The following is a 17259-nucleotide window of genomic DNA, read 5'->3' on the forward strand; positions in this document are numbered from 1 at the left end:
TGCGAGAACTTGCCCCACGCCCAGCTGAACGCCTCACCCACGCTGTACTGCGGGCCCGGCTACGGCGCCCCATCCGCACCGCCGGGCCCGCAGTACAGCGTGGGTGAGGCGTTCAGCTGGGCGTGGGGCAAGTTCTCGCAGAACTCGGTGCCGTTGATCGTGGCCACCTTCATCTACGCGGTGCTGTTCGGCGCCGCCTACGCCCTGATCCCCGTCGGCGGCAGCATGGGCTCGACCACCACCACAACCAACTCCGACGGCTACGCCACCACCACGGCGAACATCAGCGCCAGCGGGTTGGCCCTCATGATCGTCGGCTACATCCTCGTCTACGCGGTGGGCATCTACGCCCAGGCCTCGTTCCAGTCCGGAGCCCTCGACATCGCCGACGGCCGGCCGGTCGGCGTCGGCTCGTTCTTCAAGCCGCGCAACCTCGGCCCGGTGATCCTCGCCGCGATCATCGTCGGAATCCTGACCTCGATCGCCTCGGCGTGCTTCGTCCTTCCCGGCCTCATCGTCGGCATCTTCGCGCAGTTCACCATCCTGTTCGTCATCGATCGGTCGCAGAACGCCATCGAGGGGCTGAAGTCCAGCTTCACGACCGTCTCGTCGAACTTCGCCAACGCCCTGCTGGCGTGGCTGGTGCAGCTGGCCGCCGTCGTCATCGGCGCGTTGCTGTGCGGCGTGGGGCTGCTCGTCGGCGGGCCCCTCGCCGTGCTGGTCCTGACCTACACCTACCGCAAGCTCTCCGGCGGCCAGGTGGTCCCGCTGCAGCCGGGCGGCTACCAGGCCGGACCGCCACCCGGCCCGCCGCCGGGCCCCCAATACGGTTAGGCCCCGCCGCCGAATCTCGCCGCGCTGCGACCCTGTGGCGCTTGTGATGAGATCAGCGGATGAGCATCAAAGTTGCGCTGGAGCACCGCACCAGCTACACCTTTGACCGCCTGGTCCGGGTGTATCCGCACGTGGTGCGGCTGCGCCCGGCGCCCCACTCCCGCACGGCCATCGAGGCGTACTCGCTGCGGGTCGAGCCGAGCGACCACTTCATCAACTGGCAACAGGACGCGGTGGGCAACTTCCTTGCCCGGCTGGTGTTTCCGAATCCGATGAACCGGCTGACCATCACCGTCGGGCTCATCGCCGACCTCAAGGTGATCAACCCGTTCGACTTCTTCATCGAGGACTGGGCCGAGACCTGGCCCACCGGCGGGTGGACCTACCCCAAGGAGCTGGCCGACGACCTCAAGCCCTACCTGCGACCCGTCGACGAGGCGGGTGACGGCTCGGGCCCGGGCGAACTGGTGCGGTCGTGGCTGCAGAACTTCACGGTGCTCGACGGCACCCGCACCATCGACTTCCTGGTCGCGCTCAACCGCGCCGTCAACGCCGACGTCGCCTACAGCCTGCGGATGGAACCCGGCGTGCAGTCACCGGATTTCACGCTGCGCAACGGGGTCGGCTCGTGCCGGGACTCGGCATGGCTGTTGGTGTCGATCCTGCGGCAACTGGGGCTGGCCGCCCGGTTCGTGTCCGGCTACCTGGTGCAGCTGGCCTCCGACGTCGAGGCGCTCGACGGGCCGTCGGGGCCGGCCGCGGACTTCACCGACCTGCACGCGTGGACCGAGGTGTACATCCCCGGCGCCGGATGGATCGGGCTGGACCCGACGTCGGGGCTGTTCGCCGGCGAGGGCCACATCCCGCTGGCCGCCACGCCGCACCCGGCGACCGCGGCGCCGATCACCGGCGGCACCGAGCCGTGCGAAGCGACCCTGGAGTTCTCCAACACCGTGACCCGCGTCCACGAGGACCCGCGCGTCACGCTGCCCTACCCCGACGAGGCCTGGCGGACCATCTGCGACGTCGGGCGGCAGGTCGACGACCGGCTGGCCGCCGCCGACGTGCGGCTGACGGTCGGCGGCGAGCCGACGTTCGTGGCGGTCGGCATCCCCCCGGAAGGGTCGGTCGAGGAGTGGACGACCGCCGCCGACGGCCCGCACAAGCGGCAGCGGGCGTCCGACCTGGCCGCCCGGCTGAGACAGGTGTGGGCCCCGCAGGGGCTGATCCAGCGCGGGCAGGGCAGGTGGTATCCGGGAGAGCCGTTGCCGCGCTGGCAGATCGCGCTGTACTGGCGCACCGACGGGCGACCGCTGTGGACCGACGGCGCGCTGCTGGCCGATCCCTGGGACGGGTCGCCGGGCCTGGTGCCCGCCGACGCGGCGCACGACGTGCTCGCCGGGGTGGCCGACGGCTTCGGGCTGCCGCCCTCGCAGGTGCGGCCCGCCTACGAGGACCCGCTGGCCCGGCTGGCGGCCAAGGTGCGCACGCCGCACGGCGACCCGGTGGACCCGGACGACGACCTCGCCCCCGAAGCCGACACCGCCGCGGGGCGCGCCGCGCTGCTGGCGCGCCTCGACGAGGCCACCACGGCCCCGGCGGCTTTCGTGCTGCCGCTGCACCGCCGCGACGACGACGCGGGCTGGGCCAGCGCGGACTGGCGGCTGCGCCGCGGGCGGATCGTGCTGCTGCAAGGCGATTCCCCGGCGGGCCTGCGGCTGCCGCTGGATTCGATCAGCTGGCGGCCCCCGCGCGCGAGGTTCGACGCCGATCCCCTGTCCGCCGGCGACGCGCCGCCGCCCGAGCCCGACTGCGCGGAGGTCGTCGAACCCGGCGGAGCGCCGCCGACCGCCATGGTCGCCGAGGTCCGCCATTCGGCTCACGGCGGCCTGCTGTACATCTTCCTGCCGCCCACCGAGGCCCTGGACCACTTCGTGGACCTGGTCGCCCGCGTCGAGGCCGCGGCGGCCAAGGTGGACTGCCCGGTGGTGATCGAGGGCTACGGCCCGCCGCCGGACCCGCGGCTGAGGTCGGTGACGATCACCCCGGACCCCGGGGTGATCGAGGTCAACGTGCCGCCCACCGCCAGCTTCGCCGAACAGACGCAGCTGCTCGAGGACCTGTACGAACAGGCGCGGCTGGCCCGGCTGGCCACCGAGTCGTTCGACGTCGACGGCACCCACGGCGGCACCGGCGGCGGCAACCACATCACGCTGGGCGGCGTGACGCCGGCGGACTCGCCGCTGCTGCGCCGCCCCGACCTGCTGGTCTCGCTGCTGACCTACTGGCAGCGACACCCGTCGCTGTCCTACCTGTTCGCCGGGCGGTTCGTCGGCACCACGTCGCAGGCGCCGCGCGTCGACGAGGGCCGCGCCGAGGCGCTGTACGAACTCGAGATCGCGTTCGCCGAGATCGCGCGGCTAGGGGGCGGCGGGTCAAAAAACACAGCGAAGCCGTGGGTGACCGACCGCGCGCTGCGCCACCTGCTGACCGACATCACCGGCAACACCCACCGCGCCGAGTTCTGCATCGACAAGCTGTACAGCCCCGACGGCCCCCGCGGCAGGCTCGGGCTGCTGGAGCTGCGCGGCTTCGAGATGCCGCCGCACCTGCGCATGGCGATGGTGCAGTCGCTGCTGGTGCGCTCGCTGGTGGCGTGGTTCTGGGACGAGCCGCTGCGCGCCCCGCTGATCCGGCACGGCGCCAACCTGCACGGGCGATACCTGTTGCCGCACTTCCTGATTCACGACATCGCCGACGTCGCCGCGGACCTGCGCGCGCACGGCATACCGTTCGAGACCAGTTGGCTGGACCCGTTCACCGAATTCCGCTTCCCGCGCATCGGCACCGCGGTCTTCGACGGCGTGGAGATCGAGCTGCGCGGGGCGATCGAACCGTGGAACACCCTCGGGGAGGAGGCCACCGCCACGGGCACCGCCCGCTACGTCGACTCGTCGGTCGAACGCATCCAGGTCCGCATCATCGGCGCCGACCGGCACCGCTACGTCGTGACGGCCAACGGCTATCCCGTGCCGTTGCTGGCCACCGACAACCCCGACATCCACGTCGGCGGCGTGCGGTTCAAGGCCTGGCAGCCGCCCAGCGCGCTGCACCCGACCATCAGCACCGACGTCCCGCTGCAGTTCGAGCTGGTCGACCTCACCACCGGGACGTCGCGCGGCGGCTGCACCTACCACGTCGCCCACCCCGGCGGCCGCGCCTACGACGAGCCGCCGGTCAACGCCGTCGAGGCCGAGTCGCGCCGCGCCCGCCGCTTCGAGGCGACCGGCTTCACGGCGGGCAAGCTCGACCTGGCCGCCATCCGGGAGCGCCAGGCCCGGATCTCCACCGACATCGGCGCGCCGGGCATCCTCGACCTGCGGCGCGTCCGTACCGTGCAGCAGTGATGGCGCTTCCCGACACGGCACTGGACGGCGGCGGCCGCTACGACGCCGACCGGCTGCTGGCGGGGTACCGGACCGCGCGGGCGCAGGAGGCGCTCTTCGACCTGCGGCAGGGCCCGGGGGCCGGTTACGACGAGTTCGTCGACCGCGAGGGCAACGTCCGGCCGGCGTGGTCGGAGCTGGCCGACGCCGTCGCCGACCGCGGCCGCGCCGGGCTCAACCGGCTGCGCTCGGTGGTGGACAGCCTGATCGACAACGACGGCATCACCTACACCGAGGTCGACGCGGGCCACGAGCCCCGGCCGTGGCGGCTCGATGCGCTGCCGATCGTGCTTTCCGCCGCCGACTGGGACGTCCTGGAGGCCGGGCTGGTGCAGCGCTCGCGTCTGCTCGACGCGGTGCTGGCGGACCTGTACGGGCCCCGCACCCTGCTCACCGAGGCGGTCCTGCCGCCGCAGCTGGTCTTCGGCCACCCGGGTTATATCCGCCCCGCCAACGGGATCGAGGTGCCCGGGCACCACCAGCTGTTCATGCACGCCTGCGATGTCAGCCGGCTGCCGGACGGCAGCTTCCAGGTCAACGCCGACTGGACCCAGGCGCCCTCGGGCGCCGGCTACGCGCTGGCCGACAGGCGCGTGGTGGCGCACTCGATCCCCGATGTCTACGAACGGATCGCGCCGCGACCGACCACGCCGTTCGCGCAGGCGTTGCGGCTGGCCCTCATCGACGCCGCGCCCGACGTCGCCCAGGACCCGGTCGTCGTGGTGCTCAGCCCCGGCATCTATTCCGAGACCGCCTTCGACCAGGCGTACCTGGCCACCCTGTTGGGCTTCCCGCTGGTGGAGAGCGCGGACCTGGTGGTGCGCGACGGCAAGTTGTGGATGCGCTCGCTGGGCACGCTCAAGCGCGTCGACGTGGTGCTGCGCCGGGTCGACGCCGAGTACACCGACCCGCTGGACCTGCGCGCCGATTCCCGGCTGGGGGTGGTCGGCCTGGTCGAGGCGCAACACCGCGGGACGGTGACCGTCGTCAACACGCTGGGCAGCGGCATCCTCGAAAGCCCCGGGCTGCTGCGGTTCCTGCCCGGGCTCGCCGGGCGGCTACTCGGCGAGGAGCCGCTGCTGCGGACGGCGCCGGTCTACTGGGGCGGCATCGCGGGCGAGTGCTCGCACCTGCTGGCCAACCTGTCGTCGCTGTTGATCAAGTCCACCGTCGGCGGCAAAACCTATGTCGGGCCGACACTTTCGTCGGCGCAACTGACCGAGCTGGCCGCGCGCGTCGAGGACATGCCGTGGCAGTGGGTCGGCCAGGAGCTGCCGCAGTTCTCGTCGGCGCCCACCGACCATGCCGGGGTGTTGTCGTCGGCGGGTGTCGGCATGCGGCTGTTCACCGTGGCCCAGCGCGGCGGCTACGCGCCGATGATCGGCGGCGCCGGCTACGTGCTGGCCCCGGGGCCCGCCGCCTACACGCTGAAAACCGTTGCGGCCAAGGATGTCTGGGTGCGCCCCACCGAGCGCGCCCGCGCGGAGACCGTCACGCTCCCGTCGGCGCCGCAGCCGGCGAAGACGGCCGCGGGCACCTGGGGCGTCAGCTCGCCCCGCGTGCTGTCCGATCTGTTCTGGATGGGGCGCTACGGCGAACGCGCCGAGCAGATGGCCCGGTTGCTGATCGTCGCCCGCGACCGCTTCCACGTCTACCGCCACCACCAGGACACCGAGGAAAGCGAGTGCGTGCCGGTGCTGATGGCCGCCCTGGGCCGGATTACCGGCAATGACACCGGATTCGGCGGCGATGGCGCGGAGATGATCGCCGTCGCCCCGTCGACGCTGTGGTCGCTGACCGTGGACCCCGACCGGTCCGGGTCCCTGGTGCAGTCGGTCGAGGGCCTGGCGCTGGCCGCCCGGGCGGTGCGCGACCAGCTGTCCAACGACACTTGGACCGTGCTGGCCGGGGTGGAACGCGCGCTCGCGCTGCGCTCCGAGCCGCCGGACTCGCTGGCCGAGGCGGACGCCCTGCTGGCGTCGGCCCAGGCGCAGACGCTGGCCGGGATGCTGACGCTGTCGGGGGTGGCCGGCGAGTCGATGGTGCGCGACGTGGGCTGGACGATGATGGACATCGGCAAGCGCATCGAACGCGGCCTGTGGCTGACCGCGCTGTTGCGCGCCACGCTGACCGACGTCCGCAGCGCGCCCGCCGAGCAGACGATCATCGAGGCGACGCTGGTGGCGTGCGAGTCGTCGGTGAGCTACCGGCGCCGCACCGTGGGCAACGTCAGCGTGGCAGCCGTGGCCGAGCTGATGCTGTACGACGCCGGCAACCCGCGGTCGCTGCTGTATCAGGTGGAGCGGCTGCGGACCGACCTCAAGGACCTGCCCACCGCGTCGGGGTCGTCGCGCCCCGAGCGGGTGGTGGAGGAGATCGGCACCCAGTTGCGCCGGTCGCACCCCGAGGAGCTGGAGGCGGTCAGCGACGGGCGCCGCGCGGAGCTGGCCGAACTGCTCGACGCCATCCACTCCGAGCTGCGCGATCTGGCCGAGGTCATCGCCGAGACGCAGTTGCGGCTGCCCGGCGGCATCCAGCCGCTGTGGGGTCCCGACGAGCGCCGGGTCATGCCGGCCTAGATCAGCCTTTACCGATAAGCGTCGCGGGCGTAACGCTCGCGCGTGCCGGCGACCGCCGGCTTCACCGCTCGTCCGGGACGTTGCAGCCTTTGGGGGACTCGAGATCCCGGCGTTTCCGCACCGGGTGTAGATCCTCGATCATCGAGGTCTCTACGGAGCGCTCGCCGGGGCTTCGGATCCGCCGAAACCCGTTTCGGATTACATGTTTGCGGGCTTTCCGTTGGACCTCGCGGCGCTACCGGACTCCCAGCTCTTCATCGTGCCGGTTCAGCAGCAGGGGCTCGTTGAAACGCTTTGCGAGCGGGCCGAGGGATACGACGCGGAAATTCGCTGGGGTCACTCCGTGACCGGTTTCGATCAGCAGGACGAAAGCGTCACAATTCATGTCGACGGGCCGGACGGTGCCTACGACATGACGGCCGAGTACCTTGTCGGCGCCGACGGCGGCACCAGCAAAATACGCCATCTCGCCGGCATCGACTTTCCCGGGATGTCCTCGTACGACTTGGTCATCCGGATCGGGTTCGACGTCGTACCGCCGGACGAATTGATTGAACGGATCGGCGGGGAGCCTTACGTGCCCGGCTCCGGCCATCTTCCACCCCAGCGGTTCTTTCGAACTGACCGAGGCGTTTTGGCGTTCGGCGCGATGGGGAGCCGCGTCGCGGTGCTGACGTTCGAACTGGACAGCTCACCCCGTGAACAGCGGGGCGACGACCCCGCCGCCGGCCCACCGATGGACCTGCCCGATCTGGAGGCCAGCGCCGCACGTGTGTTCGGCGCAGAGGTGCCATTGCGTTTCATTTCGCCCGACACGCCACCGGACCTGCGCCGGTTCGCCGGCATCAACTCGAGGCTCGCGTCTCGCTACCGGGTCGGCCGCGTGTTTCTCGTCGGCGACGCCGCACACGTTCACTCACCGATCGGCGGACCGGGGCTGAACCTTGGTCTGCAGGACGCGGTGAACCTCGGCTGGAAGCTCGCAGCGGTGCTGAACGAGCGCGCGGACGTTGAGCTACTCGCCACTTACGAGAGCGAGCGCCGGGCGGCCGGGGAGCGGCTCATCATGCAGAGCCGGGCCCAGTTGGCTCTCTTTCGCCCGGGGGCCGAAGTCACCGCGCTGCGCGGGCTTTTCGCCGAACTGCTCAAAGACACCGACGGTCAGGCGGATCGCCGACCTGCTCTCGGGCGCCGACAATCGCTACCCCATGGGCACGAACAGGCATCCACTCGTGGGACGGTGGGTGCCCGACTTCGCCGTCGCGAGTGCCGCCGGGGACCGGCGCATTGCGGAGCTCGCCCGCGACGGACGCCCGTTGCTCGTGGACCTCACCGAGAGGGCCACGGTCGCAAACGCATTCAGCGATGTTGGTGAGCATCTCACACTCGCCGCCGGACGGCCCGTCGGTGAGATAGCCGCGACGGCCGTGCTCGTGCGCCCCGACGGTTATGTGGCATGGGCGTCGTCGCAGAGCAACCCCGACGTCGACGAAATTCGGACACTGCGCGACGCGCTCGCGCATTGGTTCGGTATCTAGCCGACTCTCAGCCAATCCGTTCGACCCATTGGGCACGGGACGGCCCGGGCTCGAACGGCGCGCCGAAGTACTGCGTCTCTCGGACCACCTCGCCATCCTCGAATTCCATGATGCTGACCACGTAATTCGGTTCCCCGTCGTATGTCAGGACGAGTTCGCTGATCCAGAGGTCGCCGCCACCGAGCATGCGGCGCAACGTGAAGCGCTTCGCGTTCGGCTGGGCGGCACGCGACGCCTCGATACTGCTTCGGCCACGGATGCGCTCGCCCGATTGCGGATACTCGAGGACCGCGTCAGCGCGATAGATTCCATGCTCCGTTGCAAAGTCGTTGGCATCGGAGGCAGCCCAGTGCCGCTGTAAGGCGACCCGCAACTCGTCATCACCCATGGCCGTGATCCTCTCCTGAACGAGGGGCTTTACCCAAGTGCGCCGCCAGAGTAACGTTCGGCTTCGCCAGCTTACGCCGTCTCGCCGGCACGCGGAGCCGTCACATGTCCGCAACGTGTCCGGACGGTGAACACGGACAGAGGTACTACCGGTGGATCGTGTCGCGATAGTTACGGGAGCCAGCCGGGGTATCGGCGCAGCGACCGCAATAGCTCTGGCGGAAAAGGGCTTTCGGGTGGTGATCAACTACCGGTCAAGCGCGGAGGAAGCAGAAGAGGTCGTCCGGTCGGCGACCGCCGCGGGCGGTGAGGCCGTGGCTATCCAGGCCGACGTCACCGCGCCCGGCGACGTCGCCGCGATGTTCGAGCAAGCCGAAAGGCGGTGGGGCCGGGTCGACGTGCTCGTCCACAACGCGTTAATCCCTTACGTGGTAACGTCGTTCGCCGATCTGAGCTGGGAACAGCTCGGCACCAAACTCGACCGAGAGCTCCACGCCGCATTCCTGGTAACCAAAGCCGCTGTGCCGGGCATGGTTTCCCGCGGCTACGGTCGGCTTGTCTACCTCACCACAGTGCTGTCCCGACGACCACGTCAAGGCATGGTCACGGTGGGCACCGCCAAGGCGGCAATGGACCAGTTCGTCCGCTACGTCGCACTGGAGCTGGCACCGAAGGGGGTCACCGCCAACCTGGTGTCGCCGGCCACGGTCGGCGATCCGACCGCGCATGCGCTCTTGACGGCCGAGGAGGTGGGCCAACTCGGCGCAACCAATCCGATGGGACGACTCGTCAGTCCTGAAGAGGTCGCCGAGGCTGTGGCTTTCCTGGCGGGTGAAGACTCCGGTTTCATCACCGGTCACTGCCTGGAGATCAACGGCGGCCTTGCGATGGATTGACGGGACCGAAGGGGGCTGTGCGCTGTGCATATGATCGATCTGGCCTATGTCGGGCGTGGTGTCCATGAGGAGTTGGTCGCCTACGTTGCCGACCAGGAGGGATTTTACGAGCAGGAGGGTGTGCACGTCGCCATCCGCGACGGGATCGGCTGGACGGCAGAGCGACTGCGCCGGGGCGCCGTGATCGGCCTGGGCCGGAGCCTCCAATCGCGGCTGACTGACGGGATCGGCTGGACCGCGATCAGCGTCAACACCGATCGTCCGCTGTTCTGGTTCCTCGGCGGCCCGCAGGTGGCGTCCATGTCCGACCTGGGCGGGCGGCGCCTGGCCGTCCACGCTCCTAAGAGTCCCCCCGGGGCTTTCGCCCGCATCGTCCTGCGTAAGCACGGCCTCGATCCCGACGGCGACGTGAATTGCGTTGTGCGCCATCCGGGTGACTATCAGATGGACCTGCGGCGCCTTCGGGACGGCTCGATCGACGCCGCATACGTGGGCAGCACGCTGTCGCCCGAACAGGTCGCCGACGAAGAGGGATTCCACCTGCTGGCCTGGGTCGGCGACCACTTCCCGATTCCCACCGTGGGTGTGGCCGTGGACCCGGCCCACATCCCGTTGGACAGCCCCGCCGTGCAGGCACTGGTGCGGGCCAACCAGCGCGCGCTACGCACCCTGGCCGAAAATCCGGGTCGCGCTGTCGATTACATCGCCTCGTTCCTCGACCGGCTCACGCGTGCCGAAGCGCAGCAGTACTACGACCGCTACATCGGGCCGTACTTTCTGCCCGACCGTCGGGTGGACCTCGACATCGCCCAACAAGCCATCGATGCGGTGGCCGCAGAGTTCGGTGTCGCCTCGGTCGCCGCCGACGAGATGTATGGGCCCGCGTCCAATGGCGGCTAGCTCGGCCAGCAGAGCGCTCGGCGCCAGACCCTACCCCGCGACCGCCTGCGGTCCGCCCAGCTCCGAGGTCACCTCGTCGATCACGTCGTGGATGAACTGCATCTTGTCCAGCACGGCGACCGGCAGCACGAACGGGTACAGGTCGTCGTGGCCCATCGAGCGGTTCACCATGTTCAGCGACCACGACACCGGCAGCCACATCTCTATGATGGTGGGAAAGGCGCTGGGCCCCAACGGGGTACGGTCGAAGGTGGCCGACGCCGGCGCGAACGCACACCACGCCGAGGTGTCCAGGGTGTCGCGGATGTGCAGGTAGTGCGCGAACGTCTCGGCCCAGTCCTCGGCGGCGTGCATCGTGGCATACGACGACACGAAGCTCTCCTGCCAACCGTCGGGCGCGCCCTCGTTGTAGTGCCGGTCGAGCGCCTCCTGATAGTCCGCGTCGGGATCGCCGAACAGCTCGTTGAACCGCGCTACGTACTCGGCCGACGGGGTGATCAGCCGGTAGAAGTAGTAATGCCCGACCTCGTGGCGGAAGTGGCCGAGCAGCGTCCGGTACGGCTCCTCCATCTCGACCCGCAGCTGCTCGCGGTGCACGTCGTTGCCTTCGGCCAAATCCAATGTGATGACGCCGTTTTCGTGGCCGGTGAACACCTTCTCGTGGGCGCTGGACAGCAGCCGGAAGCCCAGCCCGTAATCCGGGTCGCGGTCGCGCCCGATGATCGGCAGCCTCATCTCGTGCAGCTCGGCGATCAGCCGCCGCTTGGCCGCCTCGGCGCGGGCGAACGCGGCCAGGCCCTCGGTGTCGGTGTCGTTGGGCCGTTCCAGTGTGAGCGCGCACGACGTGCACAGGCCGCCGGGCAGGTTGGTGGGCACCAGCCAATTGCATTCGGCCAGATGACGATTGGCGCACAGCTCGTATTCGTCGGCGCTGACGAACCCGGCGCGGTCGCCCTCGTCGCCGGTGGCGATGACCAGCAGCGCCATCTGCTCCAGCGAGAACCCGAGCGCGCCACCGCATGACAGGCACGCCGAGTTCTCGAACGTCAGGCGCTGTCCGCAGTTGGGGCAGTGGAAGTCACGCATGCAGCACGTCCCCCTCGAAGGGCACCACGTCGACGGCGACGTCGATCACGCTGTGCTCGGAGTTGGTGTAGATGATGCCGCGCAGCGGCGGGACGTCGGCGTAGTCGCGCCCGCGCCCGACGATGATGTAGCGCTCGTCGACCAGCTGGTCGTTGGTGGGGTCGAGGCCCAGCCACTCGAACCGGCCGGGCTCCTGGGGGGTCCACACCGCCGCCCAGGCGTGGGTGGCGTCGATACCGATCATCCGATCCTTTCCCGGGGGCGGGTCGGTGGCCAGATAACCGGACACATAGCTGGCCGCCAGACCGTTGGCGCGCAGGCAGGCGATCGCCAGCCTCGCAAAGTCCTGACATACCCCCTCCCGGGCCGCCAGAACCTCGTTGACCCCGGTGGAAATCGTCGTCGACCCCGAGCGGTAGGTGAAGTCGGCGAAAATCCGCGACGCCAGGTCGCGCAGCACGTCCACCAGGGGGCGCCCGGACGCGAAACTGGGCGCCGCGTACGCGCGCACCTCGTCCGTGATCTCCGGCGGGTTCAGGTCGAGGGCGAACTCCGTCGCCAGCGCTCCCCTGCGCCCGGCCGGCCGGGCGGCCTCCCACGGCTGCACCGCCGGCCCGCTGCTGTACCGCTCCGGCGGCGGCGGATACACGTCGACGATGGAGTCGCTGGTGATGGTCAGGGCCCGGTGCGGCTCGGTGACATGAAAGTACGAGCTGACGTTGCCGTAGCTGTCGACGCTGGTGGAGCTGTCGGTGGGAGCCGGGTCGATGGTCAGCGCATGCGCGACGCAGCGCTGGCGTTGCGAGTCCCGCGGGGTGAGGAAGCCGCGGCCATAGGAGCTGGTCACGACGTCGGAATAGCGGTACTCGGTGCGGTGGGTGACCCGGTGCCGACGGGCCTGATCTCCCGGCAAGGCTTCTGACACAGGCTGATCCCATCACACCTCGTTTGCCGATCGCGAGCCAAGCGAGCCATATCGGGAGCACAATCGAAGGCGTGGCCACGTGGAGCGACGTCGCCCGCATCGTTGGTGAGCTGGCACTTACCTCCGAGCCGTCACCTCATGAGTGGCGGGTCGGCAAGAAGTTGCTGGCGTGGGAGCGGCCGCTGCGCCCGTCGGACCGCGAGGCGCTGGCGCACAGCGGCGTCGAGCCGCCCGACGGGGACATCCTCGGCGTGCGGGTGTCCGACGAGGGCGTCAAGTTCGCGCTGATCGCCGACGAGCCGGGGGTTTACTTCACCACGCCGCATTTCGACGGCTATCCGGCGGTGCTGATCAGGCTGGATGAGATCGCGGTGCGCGACCTGGTGGAGGTGATCACCGAGGCGTGGCTGACGCAGGCGCCGAAGAAACTCGTCCAGGAGTACCTGGCCGATTCACTATGACCGCAGGTCGATGACCGTTTGCAGGTCGTCGACGCAGGCCTGGACGACGTCGGCGAGCACCACCTGCGTTCTCTCCCGGGCGCCCTCGTGCAGCTGCGAGGCGAGGTGGCGCGCGGACGCGACGTAGGCGCACGCCCCGGCTGGGTCGGACTCGGCGAGGGCCGTGGCGGCCGCCAGCACCACCAGCGCCTTGTGCACGGGCTGCGGAAGCCGGTCGCAGCGGCCGTCCACACCGGGAGCGACGGCTCGGGCCAGCTCCAGCACCGAGCCCGCGAGCAGCGCCACGTGCACGGCCTGGTGATCGGCCGCGCGGACCGAATCGCGGAGGCCGAAGCGCCGCGGCGCGACCCGCACGACCTGACGGGCGGTGGTGCGCGCCTCGACGAGCCCGCCGAGCTGGGCGTGCACCCGGTCGACGGCCGACAGCGGCCAGTCCGCCGGGGCCTCCCGCCGCCCGGCGGCGAAGTCCGCGGCCCGCGACAGCACACCCTGCAGCACCCCCAGCACGCCGACGCGGGCGGCGTGCAGCAGCCGGCGGGGGTCGGCGGGGAACAACAAAATCGCGAACACGATCGCCACCACGCCCCCGAGCAGCGCGTCGTAGAGGCGTTCCAAACCGATGTTGCTGCGGTACAGGGCCAGCACCAGGATCGCCGAAACGGCCGTCTGGTTGGCGAACATCATCCCGTGCCCGATGTAGCCGTGGCCGATGAACACGGCGGCCGACAGCGCGAGCAGCGCCGCGATGCCGATCGCGAGGGCCCCCGGCCCGAGCAGCTCCTGCACGACGCTGCCGACCCCGATTCCCAGGGTGACGCCGATCATCATCTGGATGGCGCGTTGCGCGCGCAGCACGTTGCTGATCGACAACGAGACGGCCGCGGCGATCGGCGCGAAGAACGGCTGCGGGTGACCGAGCACGTCGTGGGCGAGGTACCAGGACAGGCCCGCCGCCACCGACGTCTGCACGAGCGTGAACCACACGGCGCGGAGCCGTTTGATGCCCGCGCGCGCGGCGTTCACGGCGTCAGGCCGGGCGCAACTCGAACAGCGGTATCACCCTGCTGGTCTTGGACTGGTACTCGGCGAACCCGGGCGCCGCGGCGGCGACCTTCTCGAAGAGCTCATCGCGTTCCGCGGACGGCAGCTCGTGGGCGGTGACGTCGAACGCGTCCGTACCGATCTCCACGTGCGCCGCCGGGTTGGCCCGCAGGTTGTGCACCCAGGCCGGGTTGACGGGGGCGCCGGCGAACGAGCCGATGATGATGAGCTTGCCGTCGATGCGGAAGTAGGCCAGGGGGTTGATCCGGGGCTGGCCGGACTTGGCGCCCGTCGTCGTCAGCAGCAGCAGGTTGGCGCCCTCGAACTGGCCGCCGACCTTGCCCTCGTTCGCCCGGAATTCGTCGATGATGCTCGTGTTGAACGCGTTGATGGTGCCGGTGTCAGGCATTTCTTCGGTCATGCCCGCTCAACCTTCTCCGGCTTGGCGTCTATTCCGGACTCCTTGCGCTGCTGGGTGGTGATGGGCGCCGGGGCGTTGGTGAGCGGGTCGACGCCGCCGCCGGTCTTCGGGAAGGCGATCACCTCGCGGATGGAGTCGACGCCCGACAGCAGCGCGTTGATCCGGTCCCAGCCGAACGCGATGCCGCCGTGCGGCGGCGCGCCGAACATGAACGCCTCCAACAGGAATCCGAACTTCTCCTCCGCCTCGGCCTTGTCCAGACCCATCACCGCGAACACCCGCTCCTGGATGTCGCGGCGATGGATACGGATCGAGCCGCCGCCGATCTCGTTGCCGTTGCAGACGATGTCGTACGCGTCGGCCAGCACGCTGCCGGGGTCGCTGTCCACCACGTCGGAGTACTCCGGCTTGGGCGAGGTGAACGCGTGGTGCACGGCGGTCCACGCCCCCGAGCCGACCGCCACGTCGCCGGCCGCGGTCGCCTCCTCGGCGGGCTCGAACAGCGGCGGGTCGACCACCCACACGAACGCCCACGCGTCCGGGTCGATCAGGTCGAGCCGCTTGGCGATCTCGCCGCGGGCCGCGCCCAGCAGCGCGCGCGACGACTTGGGCGGGCCCGCCGAGAAGAAGATGCAGTCGCCGGGCTTGGCCCCGACGTGGGCGGCCAGGCCCTCGCGCTCGGCGTCGGACAGGTTCTTGGCCACCGGGCCGCCCAGCTCGCCTCCGGAAGCCTCGTCGCCGACCAGGACGTAGGCCAGCCCGCGGTGGCCGCGCTGCTTGGCCCACTCCTGCCAGCCGTCCAGGGTGCGCCGCGGCTGCGAGGCCCCGCCGGGCATGACGACCGCGCCGACGTACGGCGCCTGGAAGACGCGAAAGGTGGTGTCTTTGAAGAACTCCGCGCACTCGACGAGCTCGAGCGCGAACCGCATGTCGGGCTTGTCGGAGCCGAACCGCCGCATGGCGTCGGCGTAGCTGATCCGCGGGATCGGGCGGGGAATCTCATAGCCGATCAGCTCCCACAGCGCGGCCAGGATCTCCTCCGAGATCGCGATGACGTCCTCGGCGTCGACGAAGCTCATCTCCATGTCGAGCTGGGTGAACTCGGGCTGGCGGTCGGCGCGGAAGTCCTCGTCGCGGTAGCAGCGGGCGATCTGGTAGTAGCGCTCCATCCCGGCCACCATCAGCAGCTGCTTGAACAGCTGCGGGCTCTGCGGCAGGGCGTAGAACGAGCCGGGGTGCAGGCGGGCCGGCACCAGGAAGTCGCGCGCGCCCTCGGGCGTCGAGCGGGTGATCGTCGGCGTCTCGATCTCGACGAAGTCGTGCCGCGCCAGCACCGCGCGCGCGGCGGCATTCACCTTGGAGCGCAGGCGCATTGCCGCGGCCGGGCCGTCGCGGCGCAGGTCGAGGTAGCGGTACTTCAGCCGGAGCTCCTCGCCGGCGGGCTCGTCCAGCTGGAACGGCAGCGGCGCGCTCTCGCCCAGCACGGTCAGCGCGGTCGCGTTCACCTCGATGTCGCCGGTCGCGATCTCCGGGTTTGCGTTGCCCTCCGGGCGGATCTCGACGACGCCGGTGACCGCGACGCAGAACTCGGCGCGCAACCGATGGGCCTGGGCCAGCACGTCAGACGTGCGGAACACCACCTGGGCGATCCCGGACGCGTCGCGCAGATCGATGAAGATGACCCCGCCGTGGTCGCGGCGGCGGGCCACCCACCCCGCGAGCGTCACCTGCTGGCCGGCGTCGCTGCTTCTCAGTGCACCGGCGGCGTGGCTGCGCAGCACGAACACTCCCTTTCCCGCGGTTGGAACGAGTGCCCAGTCTAGAGGGAGGTAACTTCGGTCCTATCGTCACAGACCTTTTGAAGATCGCCCTCGTCGGTCCCGGCGCCGTAGGCACGACGGTCGCCGCGCTGCTGCACCAGGCCGGGCATTCGGTGCTGGTGTGCGGCCGCACCACCCGCGACAACATCGAATTGCGGCCCGACGGCGCGGATCCGATCGTCGTCCCCGGCCCGGTGCAGACCGACCCCACCGCGGTGCGCGGCCCGGTCGACGTGGTGATCCTGGCCGTCAAGGCCACCCAGAACGACGACGCGGCCCCCTGGCTGGCCCGCCTGTGCGGCGAGCACACCATCGTCGTCGTGCTGCAGAACGGCGTCGAGCAGGTCGAGCAGGTGCAGCCGCACTGCCCGGTATCGCCGGTGGTCCCCGGCATCGTCTGGTACGGCGCCGAAACGCAACCGGACGGCTGGGTGCGGTTGCGCACCGAGGCCCGGCTGGTGCTGCCGTCGGGGCCTTCGGCGGAGGAGGTCGCCGGGCTGCTGCGCGGCGCCGGCTGCCAGGTGGACTGCGATCCCGACTTCATCACCGCCGCCTGGCGCAAGCTGCTCACCAATGCGCTGGCCGGGTTGATGGCGCTGTCGCGGCGGCGGTCCGGGATGTTCCGCCGCGACGACGTCGCCGCGCTGTCGCGGCGCTATATGGCCGAATGCCTGGCCGTCGCGCGGGCCGAGGGCGCGCGGCTGCCCGACGGCGTCGTCGAGGAGCTGCCCGGGATGTTCCGTCAGGCCCCCGAGGACATGGGCACCTCGATCCTGGCCGACGCGGAGTACCGCCGGCCGATGGAGTGGGACATCCGCAACGGCGTGATCATCCGCAAGGCCCGCGCCCACGGCCTGGCGACGCCGATCAGCGACGTGCTGGTGCCGCTATTGGCGGCGGCCAGCGACGGCCCGGGCTAGATTCA

The 17259-nt window shown here is 70.3% G+C and carries 14 protein-coding genes and 1 pseudogene; 9 read left to right on the forward strand and 6 right to left on the reverse strand.

The features are described 5' to 3' along the window. The 5 genes and pseudogenes from A5696_RS28005 to A5696_RS29170 form a co-directional block, all read left to right on the forward strand. Positions 1-834, forward strand: an 834-nt coding sequence (locus tag A5696_RS28005; RefSeq protein ID WP_197516971.1) for a hypothetical protein, incomplete at its 5' end; no start/stop codon positions are given. Between the two features lie 59 nt (positions 835-893). Continuing rightward, positions 894-4241: a DUF2126 domain-containing protein gene (locus A5696_RS13455; RefSeq protein WP_067879274.1), complete on the forward strand. Its 3348-nt coding sequence runs from the start codon at positions 894-896 to the stop codon at positions 4239-4241. After that, on the forward strand, positions 4241-6859 hold the full coding sequence (locus tag A5696_RS13460) for a circularly permuted type 2 ATP-grasp protein (RefSeq protein WP_067879277.1): 2619 nt from the start codon (positions 4241-4243) through the stop codon (positions 6857-6859). The genes A5696_RS13455 and A5696_RS13460 overlap by 1 nt, the downstream gene beginning before the upstream one ends. A 202-nt stretch (positions 6860-7061) precedes the next feature. Beyond that, positions 7062-7919, forward strand: a pseudogene (locus A5696_RS13465) (FAD-dependent monooxygenase); the annotation flags it as partial. A gap of 148 nt (positions 7920-8067) precedes the next feature. After that, the gene (locus A5696_RS29170) at positions 8068-8397 is read left to right on the forward strand and encodes a hypothetical protein (protein WP_369803337.1); all 330 of its coding nucleotides are present in this window, start codon (positions 8068-8070) and stop codon (positions 8395-8397) included. Positions 8398-8404: 7 nt separating this feature from the next. Here the strand turns inward: A5696_RS29170 and A5696_RS13470 are convergent, their stop codons facing one another. Then, a complete protein-coding gene (locus A5696_RS13470; protein ID WP_067879283.1) occupies positions 8405-8785 on the reverse strand; it encodes a nuclear transport factor 2 family protein in 381 nt (126 codons plus the stop codon). 151 nt (positions 8786-8936) lie between these two features. Between A5696_RS13470 and A5696_RS13475 the strand changes: the two genes are divergently transcribed. Next, positions 8937-9680, forward strand: coding sequence for an SDR family NAD(P)-dependent oxidoreductase (locus A5696_RS13475; protein ID WP_067879286.1), 744 nt, complete (start codon positions 8937-8939; stop codon positions 9678-9680). A 30-nt stretch (positions 9681-9710) separates the two neighbouring features. Continuing rightward, positions 9711-10580: an ABC transporter substrate-binding protein gene (locus A5696_RS13480; RefSeq protein WP_067879289.1), complete on the forward strand. Its 870-nt coding sequence runs from the start codon at positions 9711-9713 to the stop codon at positions 10578-10580. A gap of 30 nt (positions 10581-10610) precedes the next feature. Here A5696_RS13480 and A5696_RS13485 read toward each other — a convergent pair whose 3' ends face one another. Further along, the gene (locus A5696_RS13485; protein WP_067879292.1) at positions 10611-11666 is read right to left on the reverse strand and encodes a putative zinc-binding metallopeptidase; all 1056 of its coding nucleotides are present in this window, start codon (positions 11664-11666) and stop codon (positions 10611-10613) included. After that, positions 11659-12591 carry a transglutaminase family protein gene (locus tag A5696_RS13490; protein ID WP_067879296.1) on the reverse strand — a complete coding sequence of 311 codons (933 nt, stop codon included), beginning with the start codon at positions 12589-12591 and terminating at the stop codon, positions 11659-11661. The genes A5696_RS13485 and A5696_RS13490 overlap by 8 nt, the downstream gene beginning before the upstream one ends. A gap of 71 nt (positions 12592-12662) precedes the next feature. Here A5696_RS13490 and A5696_RS13495 point away from each other — a divergent pair, with 71 nt between their 5' ends. Further along, positions 12663-13052, forward strand: coding sequence for an MmcQ/YjbR family DNA-binding protein (locus A5696_RS13495; protein ID WP_067879300.1), 390 nt, complete (start codon positions 12663-12665; stop codon positions 13050-13052). Here A5696_RS13495 and A5696_RS13500 read toward each other — a convergent pair. Genes A5696_RS13500 through aspS form a run of 3 tightly spaced genes read right to left on the reverse strand, consistent with a single transcriptional unit; the run spans position 13047 to position 16301 of the window. Continuing rightward, positions 13047-14075: an aromatic acid exporter family protein gene (locus A5696_RS13500; protein ID WP_067879304.1), complete on the reverse strand. Its 1029-nt coding sequence runs from the start codon at positions 14073-14075 to the stop codon at positions 13047-13049. The two genes, A5696_RS13495 and A5696_RS13500, sit on opposite strands and share 6 nt — an antisense overlap. Positions 14076-14079: 4 nt before the next feature. After that, entirely contained in the window at positions 14080-14514 is a 435-nt protein-coding gene (locus A5696_RS13505; protein ID WP_067879306.1) for a nitroreductase family deazaflavin-dependent oxidoreductase, read from the reverse strand. Further along, positions 14511-16301 carry an aspartate--tRNA ligase gene (gene aspS / locus A5696_RS13510; RefSeq protein WP_156738377.1) on the reverse strand — a complete coding sequence of 597 codons (1791 nt, stop codon included), beginning with the start codon at positions 16299-16301 and terminating at the stop codon, positions 14511-14513. Before aspS ends, A5696_RS13505 begins: the two co-directional genes overlap by 4 nt. Positions 16302-16372: 71 nt before the next feature. Here aspS and A5696_RS13515 point away from each other — a divergent pair, with 71 nt between their 5' ends. Next, complete coding sequence (locus A5696_RS13515; protein ID WP_197516973.1) at positions 16373-17254, forward strand: oxidoreductase; 882 nt, start codon at positions 16373-16375, stop codon at positions 17252-17254. Positions 17255-17259 lie beyond the last annotated feature (5 nt).

The organism is Mycobacterium sp. E2699, from assembly GCF_001666745.1.
In the GTDB taxonomy this organism is placed as follows: Bacteria; Actinomycetota; Actinomycetes; order Mycobacteriales; family Mycobacteriaceae; genus Mycobacterium.